The sequence below is a fragment of the Nocardia sp. NPDC003979 genome (assembly GCF_053605015.1).
This window is the reverse complement of sequence record NZ_JBSGIJ010000003.1, coordinates 170,740-192,294: the sequence shown is the minus strand read 5'-3', so window position 1 is coordinate 192,294 and position 21,555 is coordinate 170,740. Positions and strand designations below refer to the sequence as shown.

General features: G+C 70.5%; 3 protein-coding genes. All 3 read left to right on the top strand.

The features are described 5' to 3' along the window. Positions 1-275 precede the first annotated feature (275 nt). The 3 genes from ACWEVR_RS07565 to ACWEVR_RS07555 are packed head-to-tail and all read left to right on the top strand — an operon-like array spanning position 276 to position 21,528. Positions 276-18,764, top strand: a complete 18,489-nt coding sequence (locus tag ACWEVR_RS07565) for a non-ribosomal peptide synthase/polyketide synthase (RefSeq protein WP_452466243.1) — start codon at positions 276-278, stop codon at positions 18,762-18,764. Next, a complete protein-coding gene (locus ACWEVR_RS07560) occupies positions 18,764-21,307 on the top strand; it encodes an AMP-binding protein (protein WP_452466242.1) in 2,544 nt (847 codons plus the stop codon). The genes ACWEVR_RS07565 and ACWEVR_RS07560 overlap by 1 nt, the downstream gene beginning before the upstream one ends. After that, entirely contained in the window at positions 21,304-21,528 is a 225-nt protein-coding gene (locus ACWEVR_RS07555) for an MbtH family protein (RefSeq protein WP_067485237.1), read from the top strand. The genes ACWEVR_RS07560 and ACWEVR_RS07555 overlap by 4 nt, the downstream gene beginning before the upstream one ends. The last annotated feature ends 27 nt before the right edge of the window (positions 21,529-21,555 follow it).

Sequence of the window (21,555 nt, the reverse complement as noted above, 5' to 3'; positions counted from 1 at the left end):
GGCACTGCATGGACAGGCGCCATGTGATGTAGGCGACATTGGAGGAACGATCAACAGTTAGACCAACCGCGGCCGACGATCTGTCCGCCGCCGCAGGCGGTCCGAGGAGGATCGCCGCTCTCGTCCACATGATCTGTCGGGGATCTGCGCGGATGCGGCGTTGTGCCCATCGCGCTCTTGGCCGGACCCATCGGCGCCCACGAGGTACCTCAGGTGTCTTCGTGCTGCCCGAAAACGTTCGGACTGCTGTTTTTTCGCGATACGAGGAGGCTCTGGTGCACGGTACGGAGTTGGGTGGGTTCAGCGCGCGACCGCAGGAAGCGGAGGGTGCGTCGGCACCGTTCCCGCTGACCCCAGCTCAGCTGGGGGTCTGGTACGCGCAGCTGCTCGACCCCGACGTGCCGATCACCATCGCCCAGTACGTGGACATCACCGGCGAGCTGGATCCCGATGTGCTGCAAGCGGTTACGGCCGAGGCGGCACACACCTACGGTTCGCCGCTGGTGCGGATCGGTGAGCGCGACGGTGTTCCGTATCAGGTGGTCGACCACTCGCTCCCGATCGAGAACGAGCTCCCGCTGATCGATCTGCGCCACCACGACGACCCCGTCGCCGCGGCCGAGGAATGGATGCGCGCGGAATTCGGCGCCCCGCTCGACCTGCTCACCGACCGCCTCGTCGCGGGCGCGGTGCTGCGGGTGGGTGCGCAGCGCTGGTTCTGGTACCTGCGCGGGCACCACATCGTGCTCGACGGGTACGGCGCGTTCACGCTGTCGCAGCGCATCGCGGAGCTCTACACCGCCCGGGTGCTCGACTTCGACCCGTCGCGGGTGGTGCCGGGTGACCTGGCCGAACTCGTCGAGGGCGAACAGCGCTACCGCGAGAGCACCCGTTTCGCCGCCGATCGCGAGCACTGGGCCGAGCGCATCGCGGGCCTGGACAGCCCGACCGCGCTCGACCCGCGCACCGCGCCGCGCTCGGCGATCAACCTGGTCACCGGCGGCAGGCTCACCGACAAACTGGTGCAGCGCCTGGAAACCATTGCCGCCAGCGATGATTCGACACTGTCGGCGGTGCTGCTCGCCGCGTTCGCCGCCTACCTCGGCCGGCTCACCGACCGGCCGCACGCGGTGCTGAGCCTGCCCGTCACCGCCCGGACCACCGCTGTCATGCGGCGCTCGGCGGGCATGCTGTCCAATATCGTTCCGCTGCGCCTGCCGACCGGCGCGGCCGGGGCGAGCACCACCTGGGGTGAGCTGCTGCGCGCGGCCCGGGTGGAGGTGGCCGGTGCGCTGCGCCACCAGCGCTACCGCGCCGAGGACATCCGCCGCGACGCCGAGGACGACGGTCGCCCGGCCCGTCGCGCGCTGTTCGGTCCGCTCGCGAACTTCATGCTGTTCCGCACCAGCCTGCTGCTCGGCAACACCACCGGGCGCTACCGGGTGCTGTCGACGGGTCCGATCGAGGATCTGAGCCTGAATGTGTACTACGGCGATCACGACCGGGTGCATGTCGATTTCGAGGCGAACCCCAACCTCTACGACGCCGATTCGCTGGCCCGGCATCACTGCCGTTTCCGGCGCTTCCTGGAGCGGCTGACGGCTGTCGACCTGGATACCCCGGTCGGCGCCGTCGAGGTGGCCACCGAGCTGGAACTGGAGGTCAGCACCAAGATCTGGAACGCCACCGGCTTCGATGTGACGGCCGCGCTCACGGAGCGCGCGGTGGCATCGGCGACGCTGCCCGCGATGTTCGAGGCGCAGGTTCTCCGCACGCCCGATGCCGTGGCTGTCCGGATGGCCGGTTCCGGCGATGCGCTCACCTATCGCGAACTGTCGCAGCGGGTCGCCCGGCTGGCACGACGGCTGCGGGCAGAAGGGATAGGCCCGGAATCGCTGGTGGCGCTGAGCATTCGGCGTTCCACCGACCTCGTGATCGCCATGTACGCGGTGCTCGCCGCCGGCGCGGCGTACGTACCGATCGATCCGGACCACCCGGCCGATCGCATCGCCCATATCCTCGAAACCGCCTCGCCCGCCGCAATTCTCACCACCACACGAGAGGCGTCCCTCGACACGGACGTGCCGGTACTCGCGGTCGACGACATCGACCTGAGCTGGTACGCCGACGAGCCGCTCACCGATGCCGACCGCACGGCCCCGCTGCGGCCGGAGCATCCGGCCTACGTCATCTTCACCTCCGGTTCCACCGGTCTGCCCAAGGGCGTGGCCGTCGAGCACGCCGCGATCGTGAACCGGCTGGTGTGGATGCAGCACAGCTACCGCCTGCACGGCGTGGACACGGTGCTGCAGAAGACGCCGACGACCTTCGACGTGTCGGTGTGGGAGTTCTTCTGGCCCTTGCAGATCGGTGCCACACTGCTGCTCGCCGAGCCGGACGGGCACCGCGATCCCGCCTACCTGCGCCGGGTGATCGCCGAATACGGCGTCACCGTCGCGCATTTCGTGCCGTCGATGCTGGAGGCCTTCCTTGCCCAGCAGGAGATCGCCGAACGTGGTTCGCTGCGACTGGTCTTCGCCTCGGGGGAGGCGCTGCCCGCCCCGCTGGCGCAGCGGTTGCGGTTGCTCACCGGGGCCCGGCTGCATAATCTCTACGGTCCCACCGAGGCCGCCGTCGACGTGACCTTCCACGAGGTGATTGACGCCGACCGGGTGACGGTGCCGATCGGCGCGCCGGTGTTCAATACCCGGCTCCATGTTCTCGACTCGCGGCTGCGGCCGGTTCCGGTCGGGGCTCCGGGTGAGCTGTATCTGTCGGGGGTACAGCTCGCCCGGGGTTATGTCGGCCGCCCCGAGCTCACCGCGGGCCGGTTTGTCGCCGACCCGGCGGCGGCGGGCGAACGCATGTACCGCACCGGCGACCTCGTGCGCTGGACGACCAACGGTGAACTGGAATACCTGGGCCGCACCGACTTCCAGGTGAAGTTGCGTGGCCTGCGCATCGAACTCGGTGAGATCGAAGCGATCCTCGACGGCGTCGAGGGCGCCGCGCGCACGGTTGTCGTCGTGCGTGACGACGCGGGTGTCGGCGAACAACTTGTCGCGTATGTGGTGGCCGAGGCCGGTGCCGTCACCGTCGACGCGCTGCGTGCGGCCGCCCTGCGCGCCCTGCCCGCCTACATGGTTCCCGCCGCGTTCGTGCTGCTCGACGAGCTGCCGGTGAACGCCTCGGGCAAGCTCGACCGCAAGGCCCTGCCCGCTCCCGCTCGCACCGTCGTGGCCTACACCGAGCCCGCCGGGCCGGTGGAGGAGACGGTGGCGCGGGTGTTCGGTGAGGTGCTCGGCCTCGAGCGGATCGGCCGTGACGACGACTTCTTCGCACTCGGCGGCAACAGCCTCGTCGCCACCCAGGTCGCGGCGCGCCTCGGCGCCGATCTCGGCTGCGGTCTGACGGTGCGCGACCTGTTCGGCGCCACTACGGTGGCGCGGCTGGCCGCGGTGATCGCCGAGCGCGCCGACGCCGGTGTGAGCGCCCAGCTGCCGGTGCTCGCCGCACGGCCGCGCCCGTCGACGATTCCGCTTTCCCCCGCACAGCAACGCATCTGGTTCCTGAATCGGTTCGACCCGGCCGCGCCCGGCTACAACATGCCCTTCGTGGTGCGTTTGCGCGGCACCGCGGATCTCCCCGCGCTGCTGCGCGCGCTCGAGTCCGTGGTGGACCGGCACGAGGCCCTGCGCACCATCTTCCCGGCTGTCGACACGGGGAGCGAGGTGGCCGAGCAGGTGGTGTGCCCGGCCGGGCTGGTGCGCATCGGTGCGCCGACCGAGGTGGCCGCCGCCGAACTGGATGCCGAGCTCACCCGATTCGCCTCCACCGGTTTCGATTTGGAGCGCGAGGCGCCGTTCCGCGCGCAGGTGTTCGTGGTGGCCGACACCGCAGCGCGAGGCGAACCGCACACGGACTCCGACGAGCTCGGCCCCGAAGCCCGTCACGAAAACGGCGCCGCGGTCGGTGCGGGTGACGGTGAATGCGTGCTCGCCGTCGTGTTGCATCACATCGCGGCGGACGGTGTTTCGCTGCAGGTGCTCGTCCGCGATGTGCTCACCGCCTACCGCGCCGCCGCCGACGGCGTCGCCCCCGACTGGTCGCCGCTGACCGTGCAGTACGCCGACTACACCCTGTGGCAGCGTGAGCTCCTCGGCGCCGAGAGCGACCCGAACTCGCTCGCCGCACGCGAAATCGCCTTCTGGGAACGGGCTCTGGCGGGACTGCCCGATCAGCTCGAACTGCCGTCGGCGCGGCCGCGTCCGGTGGAGCCGAGCATGCGCGGGGCGCGGGTGGGCTTCGCCATCGACCCCGCCCTGCACCGGCAGCTCACCGACTTGGCTCAGCAAGCGGGTGCCTCGCTGTTCATGGTGCTGCACACCGCGCTGGCCGTGCTGCTCGCCCGCCTGTCGGGCACCACCGACATCGCCGTCGGCACCGGTGTCGCCGGCCGCGGTGACCGGGCCATCGACGACCTGATCGGCATGTTCGTCAACACGCTCGTGCTGCGCACCGAGGTCGACCCGGCCGCCAGTTTCGCGGCCGCCCTCGAACACACGCGCGAGACCGACCTGGCCGCGTTCGCGCACACCACGGTGCCTTTCGACCGGCTCGTCGATGTGGTGAACCCGGCGCGCTCGCAGTCACGCCACCCGTTGTTCCAGGTGGCTCTGAACTTCCAGGCGGTGCTCGACACCACCTTCGAGCCGGCGGGCTCGCCGGTCACCGTGCACGAGATCGAACTCGACATCACCAAGTTCGATCTGCAGATCACCCTGGGCGAAAAGCGTTCCGTCACAGGCGAAGCCGACGGCATCGAGGCCGTCGCCCTGTACGCCACCGATCTGTTCGACGAAACCGATATCCGTGACCTCGGTGCGCGCTTCGTACGTTTGCTCGCCGCCGCCTCGGCCGCTCCGGAAACCGCCGTGGGCGACCTGCCGCTGCTGTCGGTGGAAGAACAGGCCCGGCTCACCGGCATGCGTGGCGCACCCGTCACCGCCACCGGTCTGCTGCCCGACCTGCTCGCCGCCGCCGTCGCGGCCGACCCGGAGCGCGAGGCCGTCACCGACGGCGACCGCAGCCTCACCTACCGGGAGCTCGAGCGGGCCTCGTCGCGACTGGCCCGGGTACTCATCGATGCCGGTGTCGGACCGGACGACGTCGTCGCCGTCGGCATCCCGCGTTCCATCGAATCGGTGCTCGCCGTGTGGGCGGTCGCGAAGGCGGGTGCGGCGTGGCTGCCCGTCGACCCCAGCTACCCGCTGGACCGGATCACCCACATGGTCACCGATTCCGGTGCCCGCCTCGGCCTGACCGTCGACGGGTCGGCTGCCGCGCTGCCCATCTCGATCGAATGGCTGGCCCTCGACGAACTCAAGCTGATGGCCGAATGCGCCTCGCGCTCCAGCGAACCCGTCACCGATCTCGACCGGGTCCGTCCGCTGCGGGCCGAGCACCTCGCCTATGTCATCTACACCTCCGGTTCCACCGGTCTGCCCAAGGGTGTGCTGGTGACCCAGGCCGGGATCGCCGGGTTCGCCGCCGAGGAGACCGATCGCATGGCCGGTTCGCCGGACGCGCGAGTGCTGCAGGTGGGTTCACCGTCGTTCGACATCTCGGTGATGGAGTTCCTGCTCGCGGTGAACTCGGCCGCCACCCTGGTGCTCGCCGTGCCCGGTCGGCACGTCGGTGACGAACTGGCGCAACTGCTTTCGGAGCAGCGGGTCACCCACGCGCTCATGACCCCGTCGGCGCTGGCCGTGCTCGATCCCGCCCGGCTCGAACACCTGCGGATGGTGATGGTCGGTGGCGAGGCGTGCCCGCCCGAGCTGGTCGCCCGCTGGACCGAGGGCCCGGTGGGCCGCGTGTTCGTCAACGCCTACGGCCCGTCCGAGACCACCGTCGCCACGAACATCAGCGCACCCCTCACCGCCGACACCCCACTCACCCTCGGCACACCGCTGCGCGGCATCGCCCAGTGGGTGCTCGACAGCAGGCTCCGCCCGGTGCCCGCGGGCGTCACCGGTGAGCTGTACGTGGCGGGCGCCCAGCTCGCTCGTGGCTACCGCGACCGCGCCGCCCTCACCGCCACCCGTTTCGTCGCCTGCCCCTGGGAGCAGGGCGCCCGCATGTACCGCACCGGCGACCTGGTCCGCTGGAGCCCCGAAGGCACCCTCGTCTACGTCGGCCGCAACGACGACCAGGTGAAACTGCGCGGCTTCCGCATCGAACTCGGCGAAATCGAATCCGCCCTCCTCGCCGACGCCTCGGTTCGCCAGGCCGTCGTGACGGTCCGCCGCGATGCCCATCGCGGTGACCAGCTCGTCGCCTACCTCGTGCCGGACACACCGTCGGCGGGCCGACCCGCCGACGAGACCGGGGCCACGCCCGCGGTGACTCACGGGCGTGTCGGATCAAGCGCAGGCTCTGAAGCGCTTCTGGATGTCGAGGGAATCGCCGAGGCGCTGCGTGGACGGCTGGCGGCGCACATGGTGCCGTCGGCGTTCGTGGTGCTCGATGCGTTGCCGTTGACCCCGAACGGGAAGCTGGATCGGCGGGCGTTGCCGGAGCCGGTGTTCGCGGCGCGGTCCTTCCGTGCGCCTGCTGAAGGTGCCGAGTCCGTCGTGGCGCAGGTATTCGGGGACGTGCTCGGGGTCGAGCGGGTCGGGGCCGACGACGACTTCTTCGCGCTCGGCGGCAACTCGCTGATCGCCACGCAGGTCGCCTCCCGGCTGGGGGCCGTGCTCGGCGTCGACGTCGCTGTGAAGACGCTGTTCGAAGCGTCCACCGTCACCGCCCTCGCAGCCCGCCTTGCCGACTCGGCGCCCGACACCGCGCTGCCTGCGTTGACGGCGCTCGCACGGCCGCAGCGGATTCCACTGTCCTACGCGCAACAGCGGATGTGGTTCCTCAACCAGTTCGACGCGGAGTCGGTGGCCGACAATATCGCCGCCGCCATCCGCCTGACCGGCGATCTCGACCACGCCGCGCTGGCCGCGGCGGTGGACGCGGTGGTCGCCCGGCACGAAGCGCTGCGCACCCGCTACCCGGCCGTCGACGGTATCCCGTTCCAGCAGGTTCTCGATCGGTTCTCCGTCGCCCTCGAGCCCGAGGACATCGATCCCGCGACGCTCGACGATCGTGTCCGTGCACTCGCCGCCGTGCCGTTCGCGGTGGATCAGGAGCCGCCGGTCCGCCTGCGCCTGCTGCGCACCGCCGCCGACGAGCACGTCCTGGTGCTCGTGGTGCATCACATCGCCGCCGACGGCTGGTCGGTGGCCCCGCTCACCCACGACGTGATGCTCGCCTACGCGGCCCACCGCGCGGGCACCGCTCCGGAGTGGACCGCGCTGCCCGTGCAGTACGCCGACTTCGCCCTCTGGCAGCGGGACGCGCTGGGTGCCGAGGACGACCCGTCGTCGCCGATGTCCCGTCAGATCGATTTCTGGACAACAGAACTCGCGGACCTGCCCGACCTGCTGACGCTTCCCACCGACCGTCCGCGTCCGGCGGTGGCATCAGGTCGCGGAGCCCGCCACGCCTTCTCGATTCCCGCGACGATCACCGACCGCCTGCGTGCGCTGGCGACCGAGTCCCACGCATCGCTGTTCATGGTGCTGCACGCCGCGTTCGCCACCACCTTGGCGAAACTCGCGGGCCAGGAAGACATTTCGGTCGGCGCACCCGTGGCCGGCCGCGGTGACCAGGCTCTCGACCGGCTCGTCGGCATGTTCGTCAACACGCTCGTGCTGCGCACCCGGATCCCGTCGGATGCCACCTTCACCGAACTCGTCGGCACCGTCCGCGACGCCGACCTGCGCGCACTCGCCAACGCCGACGTCACCTTCGACCGGCTCGTGGAGGTGGTCGACCCACAACGCTCGACCGCACGCCACCCCCTCTTCCAGGTGATGCTCGACTTCCAGAACACCACCCGGACCGAACTCGAACTCGCGGGCCTCACCGCAAGCGAACTCGAGATCGACACCCGCACAGCCAAATTCGACCTGCACCTGACGCTGCGCGAAACCTCCGACGGCCTGCTCGCCCGCTTCGAGTACGCCACGGACCTCTTCGACGCGCGGACCATCACAGATTTCAGCACCCGCCTCCTACGGGTGCTGGATACGGTGAGCGCCGATCCCAACGTCGTGATCGGCGACATCGACCTGCTCGGCGCCGCGGAGCGCACCCTGCTGCTCGAAACCTGGAACGACACCGCGTTCCCGGTGATCGAGGGGGCGAACCTGGTCTCGCTGTTCGAGGCACAGGCCGCCCGCACGCCGGGTGCGACCGCGGTGACATTCGAGGGTCGGTCCCTCACCTACGCCGAGTTCGGCGAGCGGGTGAATCGGCTTGCCCGCCTGCTCATCTCGATCGGGGTGCGCCCCGACCGCACGGTCGCCCTCGGACTGCGCCGCAGCACGGACCTGGTGGTCGCCATCTACGCGGTGCTCACCGCAGGTGGGGCGTACGTGCCGCTCGACCCCGACCACCCCGCCGAGCGCATCGCGCAGGTGCTCGACGCCGCCGACCCGGTGTGCGTGCTCACCCGCGAGGCGGACGGTCTCGATCTGGCCAGTGCCGAGCGCGCTGCCGTCCTCGACCTGGATCAGGTCGACACCACCGATTACCCGGCCGATCCGGTCACCGACGGCGACCGCCTCGCCACCCTCACCCCGGACAATGCCGCCTACCTGATCTTCACCTCCGGCTCCACCGGCAAGCCCAAGGGCGTCGTCGTCTCGCACGCCGCGATCGTCAACCGGCTGATCTGGATGCAGGACGCCTACCGCCTCACCCCCGCCGACACCGTCCTGCAGAAGACACCCGCCACCTTCGACGTCTCGGTGTGGGAGTTCTTCTGGCCCTTGCAGATCGGTGCCCGACTGCTTCTCGCCGCCCCAGACGGTCACCGCGATCCGGTGTACCTCGCCGACCTGATCGACCGCGAATCTGTCACCGTCGCCCACTTCGTCCCCTCGATGCTCACCGCGTTCGTGGGCGCGTTGGGTGCCGACATCGACCCGACGGCCGGATCCACTGTGTCGGCGGTAGTCCCGTCGGCTGGGCACCTCGGGTCCTCGGGGGCTGTGCTCGATGCTTCCTCCGGAATCGTCCCGCTCACCGGCCGCAGCGGGGTGCCGGGCGTCCTGACCGGGCAGCCCACCTCGACCCGGTGCGCGTCACTGCGGCTGGTCTTCGCCTCGGGCGAGGCGCTGCCACCGACGCCCGCCCATGCCCTGCGTGAACTCACCGGTACAGCTGTGCACAACTTGTACGGTCCGACGGAAGCCGCGGTCGACGTGACCTTCCACGAGGTCGTCGACGCCGACGAGGTCACCGTCCCGATCGGCGCCCCGGTCCACAACACCCAGGTCTACGTCCTCGATGCCCGCCTGCGCCCGGTCCCGCCCGGCGTCCCCGGCGAGCTGTACCTGGCAGGTATTCAGCTGGCCCGTGGCTACGCGGGCCGCCCCGACCTCACCGCCGACCGCTTCGTCGCCAACCCGTTCACCCCCGGCGAGCGCATGTACCGCACCGGCGATCTGGTGAGCTGGATGGTCCCTACCGACAGCGACTCGTCAGTGATTGTGTCGGGAATCGACGCCCGCACCGGTGGGGCTGATTCCTCCGCCGACGCCGACATCCGCGCCGGAGGAGTTGACGGTGCGCCGGAGCGCTTCGCACCGGGGGAGCTGAAGTACTTGGGCCGCACGGATTTTCAGGTCAAGCTGCGGGGGCTCCGGATCGAGCTCGGTGAGATCGAAGCAGCGCTGTCGAGGGTGCCCGAGGTTGCCCAGGCCGCGGTTCTGGTCCGCGACGACGTGCTGGTCGGCTATCTCGTCGGCGCCCCGGATCTGGGGGTCGTCGAGTCGACGCTGGCTCGCACCCTCCCGGCCTACATGGTCCCGTCGGCGTTCGTGGTGCTCGACGAGTTCCCGCTGAACGCTTCCGGCAAGCTCGACCGGAAGGCGCTGCCCGCACCGGTTTTCGAGGCCGCGGTCTTCCGCGCGCCGTCGACCGAGGTGGAGCGGATCGTCGCCGCCACCTTCGCCGCCGTGCTCGGCTTCCCGGCCGATCGGCAGGTCGGTCTCGACGACGACTTCTTCGCCCTCGGTGGCAACTCGCTCACCGCCACCCAGGTCGTTGCCCGGCTCGGCGCCGCCCTCGACACGCAGGTCCCCGTGCGTCTGCTCTTCGACGCGCCGACCGTCCACACACTGGCCGAACGATGCGTGGCTCTGCGTGGCGCCGGTGGCCGGGTAGCGCTCACGACTCGCGCACGCCCGCAACATATTCCGCTCTCGCCCGCGCAGCGGCGCATGTGGTTCCTCAATCGCTTCCTCGCCGACGCCGACGGTCCCGGCGACGCTGTCGACAACATCCCGGTCGCCCTGCGCCTCACCGGCGACCTCGATATCGCCGCGCTCGAGGCGGCCCTCGCCGATGTGGTCGACCGGCACGAAACCCTGCGGACCAGTTACCCGGAGGGCCCTGACGGCGCCGAGCAGCGGATCGCCGCTGCCGCCCCGCTCGCGCTGACACCCGAGCCGGTCACCGAGCAGGAACTGCCGGCCCGCCTGCTGGCATGTGCCGCGGTGCGCTTCGACCTGACCACCGAGATCCCGTTCCGCGCGGCACTGTTCGCGACGGACGACGCGCACGTCCTCGTCTTCGTCGTCCACCACATCGCCGCCGACGGTTTCTCCCTCGGCCCGCTGGCCACCGACCTGATGACCGCCTACGCCGCCCGCCGCGACGGCATCGCCCCCACCTGGTCGCCACTGCCGGTCCAGTACGCCGACTACGCCCTCTGGCAGGACGAGGCCCTCGGCGACCCCGCCCAGCCCGGCTCGCTCGCCCACACCCAGCTCGCCTTCTGGCAGCGCACCCTCGCCGGTCTGCCCGAACAGCTGGAACTGCCGACCGACCGGCCACGTCCGGCCGACTCGAGCTTCCGCGGCGGCGTGCACCGGTTCCAGATCGACTCCGATCTCCACAGTGAGCTGCGGGAACTCGCACGCAAGCACGAGGCGACCCTGTTCAGCACCGTGCACGCGGCGCTGGCCGTGCTGCTGGCGCGGCTGTCGGGCAGCGGTGACATCGCCATCGGCACCCCGGTCGCCGGCCGCGGTGAGGCCGCCATCGACGGCCTGATCGGCATGTTCGTCAACACCCTCGTCCTGCGCACCCAGGTCGACCCGCGCGCCGAGTTCGAAACCACCCTCGATGCCGTGCGCGCGGGCGACCTCGACGCCCTCTCCCACGCCGACGTCCCCTTCGAGCAGGTCGTCGAGACCGTCGACCCGGCACGGGCCCGCAACCGGCACCCGCTGTTCCAGGTGGCTCTCGTCCTGCAGAACTTCACCGTTCCCGCACTCGACGCGGCCGGATTGCACGCGGCCCCCGTCGATTTCGACGCCGCCGTCGCGAAGTTCGACCTGCAGTTCACCCTGCGCGAATCCGATGACATCGACGGTCGCGCCGACGGCATGGCCATCGAGATCGCCTACGCCACCGACTTGTTCGACGAATCCAGCGTGGCCGTCCTCGCCCGCCGCTTCACCCAGGTGCTGGCCGCTGTCGTCGCGGACCCGACCGTCGTCGTCGGCGACATCCAGTTGCTCAGCGCCGAGGAACAGCAGCGCACCCTGCACGACTGGGCGAGCGTCGAGGCCGCGGTGGCCGAGACCGGCGACACCATGGTCGACCGGTTCGCCCGCGCCGCCCTCATCGATCCCCGGGCTGTCGCGGTGAAGGCAGGGGAGCGGCAGCTCACCTACGCCGAGCTCGATGCCTGGTCCAGCCGTCTCGCCCGGCGTCTCATCGCGGCAGGAGTCGGCCCGGAGACGCTGGTGGCCGTCGCTCTTCCGCGCACTGTCGAACTCACCGTCGCGCTGCTCGCGGTGCTGAAGGCCGGTGGCGGTTACCTGCCGATCGACCCCAACTATCCCGCCGACCGGATCGAGTACGTCCTCGACGACGCCCGCCCGCTGTGCGCCGTCGCCAATGCGGAGACCGGCCTGCCGCGCGACTGGTTCGGCGGGCCCGTGATCGACCCGAACTGCGGCAACCTGGCCGACTTCGGAGCCGAACCGCTCACCGACGCCGATCGCCGTGCCCCGCTCGCACCCGCGCACACGGCCTACGTCATCTACACCTCCGGTTCCACCGGCCGCCCCAAGGGCGTGCAGGTGCCGCACGCGAACGTACTCGCGCTGCTGGACAATACGGCCGCGAAGTTCGAGTTCGGGCCGTCGGACGTGTGGACGATGTTCCACTCCTACGCCTTCGACTTCTCGGTCTGGGAACTGTGGGGCGCCCTGCTGCACGGCGGCTCGATCGTCCTCGTCGACTACTTCACGTCCCGCTCACCCGAACAGTTCCGCGAACTCCTGATCCGCGAACAGGTCACCGTCCTCAACCAGACCCCATCGGCGTTCTATCAGCTCATCGCCGCCGATCTGGACGCCCCAGCCATCGCCGTCGATCTGGACGCTCCAGCCATCGCCGCCGATGGGGTCACGCCCGCCGTCGCTGTCGATCCGGTCGCGCGCGCCACCGATGCGGCCCGGCCGTGTGACCCGTCCGCCGGTGTCGAATCCGGCAGTGGGGACGCCGACCCGGATGCGCTTCCTGCGGGCGGGAGGGTAGACCGCGCCACGGCGAATGCGCCGGGTCTGCGTGACTCGGCCGAGGGTGCTCCCGCCGACTTCGCGCTACGCGCGGTGATTTTCGGCGGTGAAGCGCTGGAACCGCAGCGACTGGATGCTTGGTTCGCCCGCCATCCGCACGCGCCTCGACTGGTGAATATGTACGGCATCACCGAGACCACCGTGCATGTGTCCTACCGCGAGATCACCCCGGACACCGGCTCGGCCAGCGTGATCGGCGGCGCCATCGCCGGACTCACCGTGCGCGTTCTCGATTCGCGGCTGCGTCCCGTTCCGGCGGGCGTGCCCGGTGAAATCTACGTGTCCGGTCCGCAATTGGCGCGCGGCTATCTGAACCGTCCCGGCCTGACCGCGAGCCGCTTCGTCGCCGATCCGTACGGCCCGCCCGGTGCCCTCGCGTACCGGTCCGGCGACCTGGCGCGATGGAAGGCGACCGGCGAGGGCGCCGACCTCGAGTACCTCGGTCGTGCCGACCAGCAGGTGAACCTGCGCGGCTTCCGGGTGGAACTCGGCGAGATCGAGGCTGCGCTGCTGAACAGCTCGGCGGCGCCCCGCGAAGTCGCGGTGCTGGTGCGCACGGACCTCGTCGACGAGCCGAGGATCGTGGCCTACCTCGTGCCGGGCACCGCGCACATCGATGCCTCGGCGCTGCGCCAGGAACTGTCGCGCACACTGCCCGAGCACATGCTTCCGGCCGCGGTCGTGCCCGTCGAGCGGATTCCGCTGACGGTCAACGGCAAACTCGACCGGGCCGCGCTGCCCGCGCCGGTCTTCGAGGCCACCGTGTACCGCAAGCCCGCCACCGTCACCGAGGAGATCGTGGCCGCGGTCTTCGCCGAGGTACTCGGGACCGGTGACCGGCCGGTCGGCGCCGACGACGACTTCTTCGCCCTCGGCGGCAGCTCCCTGCTGGCCGCCAAGGCCGTGGCCCGCATCGGCGCGGCACTCGACCGCCGGGTCGGAGTGCGCACCCTGTTCGAAGCGCCGTGTGTCGCCGACCTGGCCGCCGCCGTGGACGCCCAGGCGAAGGTGGACCGTCCCGCCCTCGTCGGCCGGGCACGCCCCGACCGCCTGCCGCTCTCGCCCGCCCAGCAGCGCATGTGGTTCCTCAACCGCTTCGACCGCACCTCGGTGGCCTACAACATCCCGTTCGCCCTCCGCCTCACCGGCGACCTGAACATCCCCGCACTCCAGGCGGCCGTTGCCGATCTGATCGCCCGGCACGAGTCCCTGCGCACCGTCTACCCCGAGGTCGACGGCACCCCCGTCCAGTCGATCGTCCCCGCCGCGCAGGCCATCACACCCGCCCACCCGACGGCCGACGCGTCCGGCACCGGCCCCGCTGCGCAGGCGGTCGCCCTTGTCCGCCCGACGGCCGACGCGTCCGGCACCGGCCCCGCTGCGCACTCCGGCGCGATCCCGGCCCTGAACCCGGTCGAGATCACCGACGAGGTGCTGCCGCACATGATTCGGGAGCTCGCCGAGACCACCTTCGACGTCACCGCCGAGATCCCGGTCCGGCTGCGCCTGCTCTGCCTGAGCGAGTCCGAGTTCGTGCTGGCGGCGGTCCTGCATCACATCGCCGCCGACGGTTCATCGGTCGCACCGTTCGTCGCCGATCTGATGCGCGCCTACACCGCCCGGCTCGCCGACACCGCGCCCGGCTGGACGCCGCCCGCCGTCCAGTTCGCCGACTACGCCCTCTGGCAGCGTGAACTCCTCGGCGACGACAGCGACCCCGAATCGGTTGCCGCTCAGCAACTCGCCTTCTGGCAGCGACAGCTCGCGGGCCTCCCGGATCAGCTGGCGCTGCCGACCGATCGTCCGCGCCCGGCCCGGCAGAGCCTGCGCGGCGACAAGGTGACCTTCACCGTCGACGCCGACCTGCACGCCCGGCTCGCCGCGCTCGGCCGCGCGCACGGCGCCACCCTGTTCATGGTGGTGCACGCGGCCTTCGCCGCCCTGCTCGCGCGGCTCTCCGGCACCGGCGACATCGCCGTCGGCACCCCGACCGCCGGTCGCGGTGAGGCCGAACTCGACGAGGTCATCGGCATGTTCGTCAACACCCTGGTGTTGCGCACCCCGGTGACGCCCGCGGCGCCGTTCACCGAGCTGCTGACCGCGGCCCGCACCGCCGACATCGCCGCCTTCGCCCACGCCGATGTGCCGTTCGAGCGGCTGGTCGAGGTGCTCAACCCGGCCCGCTCCACCGCCCGGCACCCGCTGTTCCAGGTGGGCTACTCCTTCCAGAACCACGATCGTGGAAACCTGGAGTTGCCCGGCCTCACCGTATCCGACATCGAATTCGATTCCGGCGTAGCGCAATTCGATCTGCACCTGTTCGCCCTGGACTACTACACCGCCGACGGTTCACCCTCGGGCATCGACATGGTGCTCGGCTACGCGACCGACCTGTTCGACGACACCACCGCCGAGCGGTTCGCCCGGTCGCTGCACCGCATCCTCGAAGCCGTCACCGCCGTACCGGAAACCCGCGTCGGCGACCTCGACCTGCTCGGTGCCGACCGCGTTCGTGTGCTCGAGACATGGAACGCCACCGCCCACCCGGTCGCCCCGGCCACGCTGGCCGACCTCGGCGCCCGGCAAGCGGCGCGGACCCCGGACGCGACCGCCCTGATCGACGCCGATACCGGGGAATCCCTGGACTACCGCACCTTCGACGCCCGGGTGAACCGCATCGCCCGCCTGCTCATCGCCGAAGGTGTAGGCCCGGAACGCACCGTGGTGCTCGCCATGCGCCGAGGGCTCGACCTGGTGATCGCCATGCACGCCGTGGTCCGTGCCGGTGGCGCGTACGTGCCGATCGACCCCGACCACCCGGCCGACCGCATCGCCTACATCATCGAGACCGCCGCACCGATGTGTGTGCTCACCACTGTCGCGGACGGTGTGCCCGTCACGGTCGACGTGCCCGTGTTCGAACTGGACCACCGTGCACTGGAAGTGGTTTCGAACGAACCGATCACCGACGCCGATCGCGTGGCCTCCTTGCGCCCGGAGCATCCGGCGTACGTGATCTTCACCTCCGGCTCCACCGGTCTCCCCAAGGGCGTCACGGTTCCGCACGCGGCGATCGTCAACCAGCTCGCCTGGCTGCACGACCGGTTCACCATGACCGACACCGATCGGGTGCTGCTGAAAACCCCGGCCACCTTCGACCTCTCGGTGTGGGAGTTCTGGTCCCCGCTCACCAGCGGCGGCGCGCTGATCGTCACTCGCCCGGGCGACGAACGCGAACCAGAACGTCTGCGCGACACCATGAGCCGCTACTGCGTCACGGTGCTGCACGCCGTCCCATCACTGATCGGCATGCTCCTCGCCAGTGCCGATGTCGACGTCCCGACCGCAGCGACCCTGCCCCGGTCGCTGCGCGCGGTCTTAGCCATCGGTGAAGCGCTGCCGGCCGCGACCGCCACCCAGTTCCTGGCGTCCGGCACCTCGGCTCGTCTGCACAACCTGTACGGGCCGACCGAGGCCGCTGTCTCGATCACTGAACACGAAGTCGCGCAGCACCCTTCGCATGTGGTCCCGATCGGTTCGCCCGAATGGAACTGTGCGGTGTACGTGCTGGATACCCGGCTCAACCCGGCGCCGATCGGGGTGGCGGGCGAGCTGTATCTGGCCGGCGCGCAGTTGGCGCGTGGCTACCACGGCCGCTACGCCCTGACCGCCGATCGCTTCGTCGCCAACCCCTTCGAGCCGGCCGGGACACGCATGTACCGCACCGGCGACATCGTCCGCTGGCGCGACGACGGGACCCTCGAATACCTGGAACGCGCCGACTTCCAGGTCAAGATCGGTGGCTTCCGGATCGAGCTCGGTGAGGTCGAAACAGCCCTTTTGCGCTGCACCGATGTGCGTGCGGCGGTCACGATCGCCAAGGACGACGACCGCGCGGGCAACCGCCTGATCGCCTACGCGGCGGTTGCCGACCTGACACCCGGTGACGAGCAGACCATCGCGTCGCGCCTGCGTGGCGAACTCGCGGGCCACCTGCCCGCCTATATGGTCCCCGCCGCCGTGGTGGTGCTCGACAGCCTGCCGCTCAATGCCAACGGCAAGGTCGACCGAGTCCGGCTGCCCGAACCGGCCTTCACCGAGGCGGCCTTCCGCGCACCGGCCACCGCGCTGGAACAGCTTGTCGCACAGGTCTTCACCGAGGTGATCGACTGCCCGAGCGCCGGCCTGGACGACGACTTCTTCGCCCTCGGCGGCAACTCGCTGATGGCGACCCGGCTCGCCGCCCGGCTCGGTGCGGCACTCGGCGCCCAGGTGCCGGTCGCGGCCGTTTTCGAGGCACCGACCGTCGCGGCCCTCGCCGAGCGGCTGGCCGTCGCCGAATACACGGGCGCGCGCCCGCCGCTCACCCGGCGCACCGAGGACGGACCCGCCGCCCTCGCACCCGCGCAGCAGCGCATGTGGGTGCTGCACCAGCTGTCCCCGCAGTCGTCGGCGTACCACATCCCCGCCGCCATCCGCCTCACCGGCGAACTCGACCTTGCGGCCCTGCAGGCCGCGATCGCCGACCTGCTGGCCCGCCACGAGAGCCTGCGCACCCGGTACCCGGACACCCCGGACGGACCGGTGCAGCAGGTGCTGCCCGCGTGGTCGTCGGCGGTCGACCTGACGCCCATCCCGGTCGCCGCCGACGACGTCGAGGCCCGGATCACCGCCCTGGTCGCCCAACCGTTCGACATCACCGCCGCACCGCCGGTTCGCGTGGCGCTCTACAAACCCGGTGAGAACGAGCACGTACTGGTCGTGGTCGTCCACCACATCAGTGGCGACGGTTACTCGATCGCACCGCTCACCCGGGATCTGGTGCGCGCTTACGTCGACCGTGCTCAGGGCATCGAACCAGGCTGGGCGCCACTGGAAATCCAGTACAGCGACTTCAGCGTCTGGCAGCGCACCATGCTCGGTGACGAGCACGACCCGGACAGCGTGGTGTCCCAGCAGCTGCGGTACTGGTCGCAGGAGCTCGCGGGCGCACCGGAACTTCTGTCGCTCCCGACCGACCGCCCCCGATCCACGCGGCGCGAGTTGCACGGCGCCGCTGTCGAATTCGCGGTTGATTCGGCACTGACCCGACGCCTGGACGAGGTGGCGCGCAGCAATAACACCACCTTGTTCACCGTCGTCCACAGCGTTCTCGCCGTGCTGCTCGCCAAGCAGTCGGGCAGCAGCGATATCACCGTCGGTGCCCCCGTCGCCGGTCGCGGTGCGCGCGAACTCGACGATCTCGTCGGCATGTTCGTCAACACCGTCGTGCTGCGCACCGAGGTCGACTCCCGTGCCCCGTTCACCGATCTGCTCGCGCAGGCCCGCCGCCGTGACCTGGCCGCCATCGCGCATGCCGATGTCCCGTTCGAGCAGGTGGTAGACGCGCTCGGGCGGACCAGATCGGGCGCCTACACGCCGCTGTTCCAGGTGATGCTCACCTTCCAGAACATGCCACCGGGCAGCATCGACCTACCCGGCCTACGCGTGCAGCCGCTCGACCCGGGCCTGACCGAAGCCAAGTTCGACCTGCACCTGACCGCCGTGCAGCGCTACGACGCCGACGGCGAACTCGACGGCATCGACATGCATTTCGGTTACGCCACAGATCTTTTCGACGAAAAGACCATCCGGGTGCTCACCGAGCGATTCCGCAAGGTGCTCGCCGCCGTCGCCGCCGATCCCGCCGTGGTGGTTCGGGCCATCGACGTGCGCACCGACGCCGAGCAGGCACCCACCGCACCGACCACCGCCGACCTGCCGAGCCTGATCGGCTCGGCGGCCCGTGTGGCGCCGGCGACCGTGGCATTCGTCCACGGCGAGCACGCCATCTCCTTCGCCGAGCTCGACGCCAAGCTCACCGCCGTGAGCCGGTCGATGGGCGCGAAGATGAAACCCGAAGCGCTGATCAACGTCGCGCTGGCCGGGCTGGTGCCCGGTGTGCTCGGCGCCCTCGGCGCGGCGGGTCTAGCCACCACTTTGCACACACTGGTGACCGATGCCGCCGCGGTGATCGCCGGGGCGGGGTCGGCTGACGACTCGGAAGGACAACTCTGATGTCGCACACGAATTCGGTCACGGCCGCCGTCCCGTTCGACACGCTGGGGCGTGAGCTCCCGAACGAAGACGGGCGTGATCCGGCGACCCTGCTCGCCGCATTCATCGACCAGGTCGCCGACGACCCCGATGCGCTCGCTGTCGTCGACGGCGAACGCGCCCTCACCTACGCCGAGGTCGCCGACCGCGCCGAGGCGCTGGCGGCGGTGCTGGTGGAACGCGATGCCGGTCCCGAGACCACGGTCGCGGTATGCCTGCCACGTTCCGCCGAACTGGTGGTGGCCGTGCACGCCGTGATCGCCTCGGGGGCGGCGTTCGTTCTGCTCGATCCCGACGCGCCCGCCGACCTGCGTGCCCGCACCCTTGCGCTGGCGGCGCCCACCCTGCTGCTCACCGAGGCCGTTCCCACGTCCGCCGACCCGGGTCTCGACACCGGCTCGAACACCGAAGGCATTGCCGAACAGGCGATTTCGGTTCAGGTACTGACCGGCGCCGACAACCCTCCCGTTGAAGGTTCGCGTGCCCTTCCGGGCCCGGGTGCCGACAATCCCGCCTACCTCGTCGTCGACCCGACCGCCTCGACCGCCGTCGTAATCGGACACCGTGCGGCACACGCCAATTCGGTCTGGCGGTATCGCATGTGCGGCATCGGGGCAGGCGATTCCGTGCTGTGGCACGCACCGCTGGGCTCCCAGGCCGCGATCGGTGAACTCCTGCTCGCCCTGCAATCGGGCGCGGCACTCGTGCTGCCGGTCGGCGACACCCTCGCCGAGGATATCGCCGAAACCCGGGTGACCACAGCCGCATTCGACCCGGTCCAGCTCGCGGAACTGACCGAGCTACCCGACGCCGAGGAACTACTCGACTCGCTACGCGTGGTACTGGCCCGAGGCGCGACCCTTCCGGCGAAAACCGCCGCGGCCCTGCGTTCGGTGAGTGGCGCCACCCTGTGGCAGGTGTACGGCAGACCGGAAACCGCGGGCGAGGTCGTCGCCCACGAGGTGACCGGCGCCGACCTCGAAGTGGTGCCACTCGGGTGCGCCGCCGACGACGTGGAACTGCTCGTTCTCGACGAACATCTCGAACCCGTCGCCGACGGTGAAGTGGGCGAACTGTACATCTCCGGCGTGCAATTGGCGCGCGGCTACCTCGGCAGGCAGGCGACCGCCGCCACCTTCCTCGCCAACCCCATCGGACCCGTCGACGACCGCATGTTCGCCACCGGCGACCTGGTGCGCCGCAGGCCGCCGGGGGAGGGGTGGGCGGCCGAACTCGAATACGTCGGGCGGGTGGACGATCGCGCCGACCGGTACGCGGTCGTCCCGGCCCGCGGCGGACTGCCGGGCGAACTCCTGCTCGACGAGTTCGAAGCCCAGGCCGCCGCGACGCCTTTCGATCCGGCTGTCGTCCACGCGGCGGGTTCCGGGTCGATCATCACCTACGGTGACCTCGACCGGCGGACCAATCAGCTCGCCCGGCACCTGGCCGCGCTCGGCATCGGGCCGGAATGCCCGGTGCTGGTGGATATTCCGTGCTCGATCGAGCTGGTCGTCGGTGTGTACGCCGTGCTGAAGGCGGGTGGCGCGGTGGTGCCGGTCGAGGCCGGGGTGCTGCCGCCGGTCGTCGGTCCCGCGCTGATCGTCACCGTGGCCGGGCGCGAACACACTGCGGTGTACGACATTCCGCGGGTGGTCATCGACGACGTGACGCTGTCGGACTACTCCGACGAACCCGTCACGCCCGGTGAGCGGCGCGCGCCCGTACTCCCGCAGCATCCGGCCTTCGTGCTGTATCCGCGCGGCGCCGGGCAGGGCGTCACCGTGAGCCACGCGGCGGCGGTGCACCGGATCACCGCCATGCAGAGCAGGCACGGGCTCACCGGCCGCGACGTGTATCTGCACCAGGCCACTGAATGGCACGGATATGTGCTGCCGTTGCGGGTCGGCGCCACCGTTGTCCTCACCGAACCTCCTGATCCGGCCCGGTTGACCGACCTGATCGCCACCTACGGCATCACCGCCGCCGACTTCACGCCCCAGCGGCTCACCGAATTCACCGAGCACCTCACCGGCGCCGCCGACGGCGTGCCGACCCTGCGCAGCGCCGTCGTTCTCGGCGCCCCGCTCACCGCCGCACAGATCCGCGACTTCGCCGCCGTCTCCGCCGCGCACCTGCACCACGACTACGGTCGCGCCGAAGCGACCGTCACCCTCACCTACCCCGAACAACCCCGCGCCGACTCGGGTGAACCCCCGCCGGTCCGGGTTCGGGAGTGGAACCGCCGCGTCTACGTGCTCGATGCGCGACTGCGCCCGACCAGTCCCGGCGTCGCGGGCGAGCTGTACCTGTCGGGCGCGCAACTGGCCCGCGGCTACCGCGACGACCCGACCGTCACCGCCGAACGCTTCGTCGCCAACCCCTTCGGCATCCCCGGCGAACGCATGTTCCGCACCGGCGAACGCGCCCGCTGGGAAATCGACGGAACCACCGCCGCTCTGGTCCGCCTCGGCACTACCAACCCCACCAGGAAGGCACTCCCATGACCAACCCGTTCGACGACGACAACGCCCAGTTCTACGTCCTCGTGAACTCCGAAGGCGAACACTCCCTCTGGCCGACCTTCGCCGCCGTCCCCGGCGGCTGGACCGTGGCCTTCGGCGCCGCCCCCCGCACCTCGTGCCTGCACTACGTCGAATCCCACTGGCTCGACATGCGCCCCAACTCCCTCATCGCCGCCATGGCCAACGACCCCCGCCCCGAATAGGTCCGTCACCGTCGCGGCAGGCCGCGG

Excerpts from the sequence above, each read along its gene's own strand:
- ACWEVR_RS07560 (WP_452466242.1), top strand. The coding sequence starts at position 18,764 with ATGTCGCACACGAATTCGGTCACGGCCGCCGTCCCGTTCGACACGCTG.
- ACWEVR_RS07555 (WP_067485237.1), top strand. The coding sequence starts at position 21,304 with ATGACCAACCCGTTCGACGACGACAACGCCCAGTTCTACGTCCTCGTG.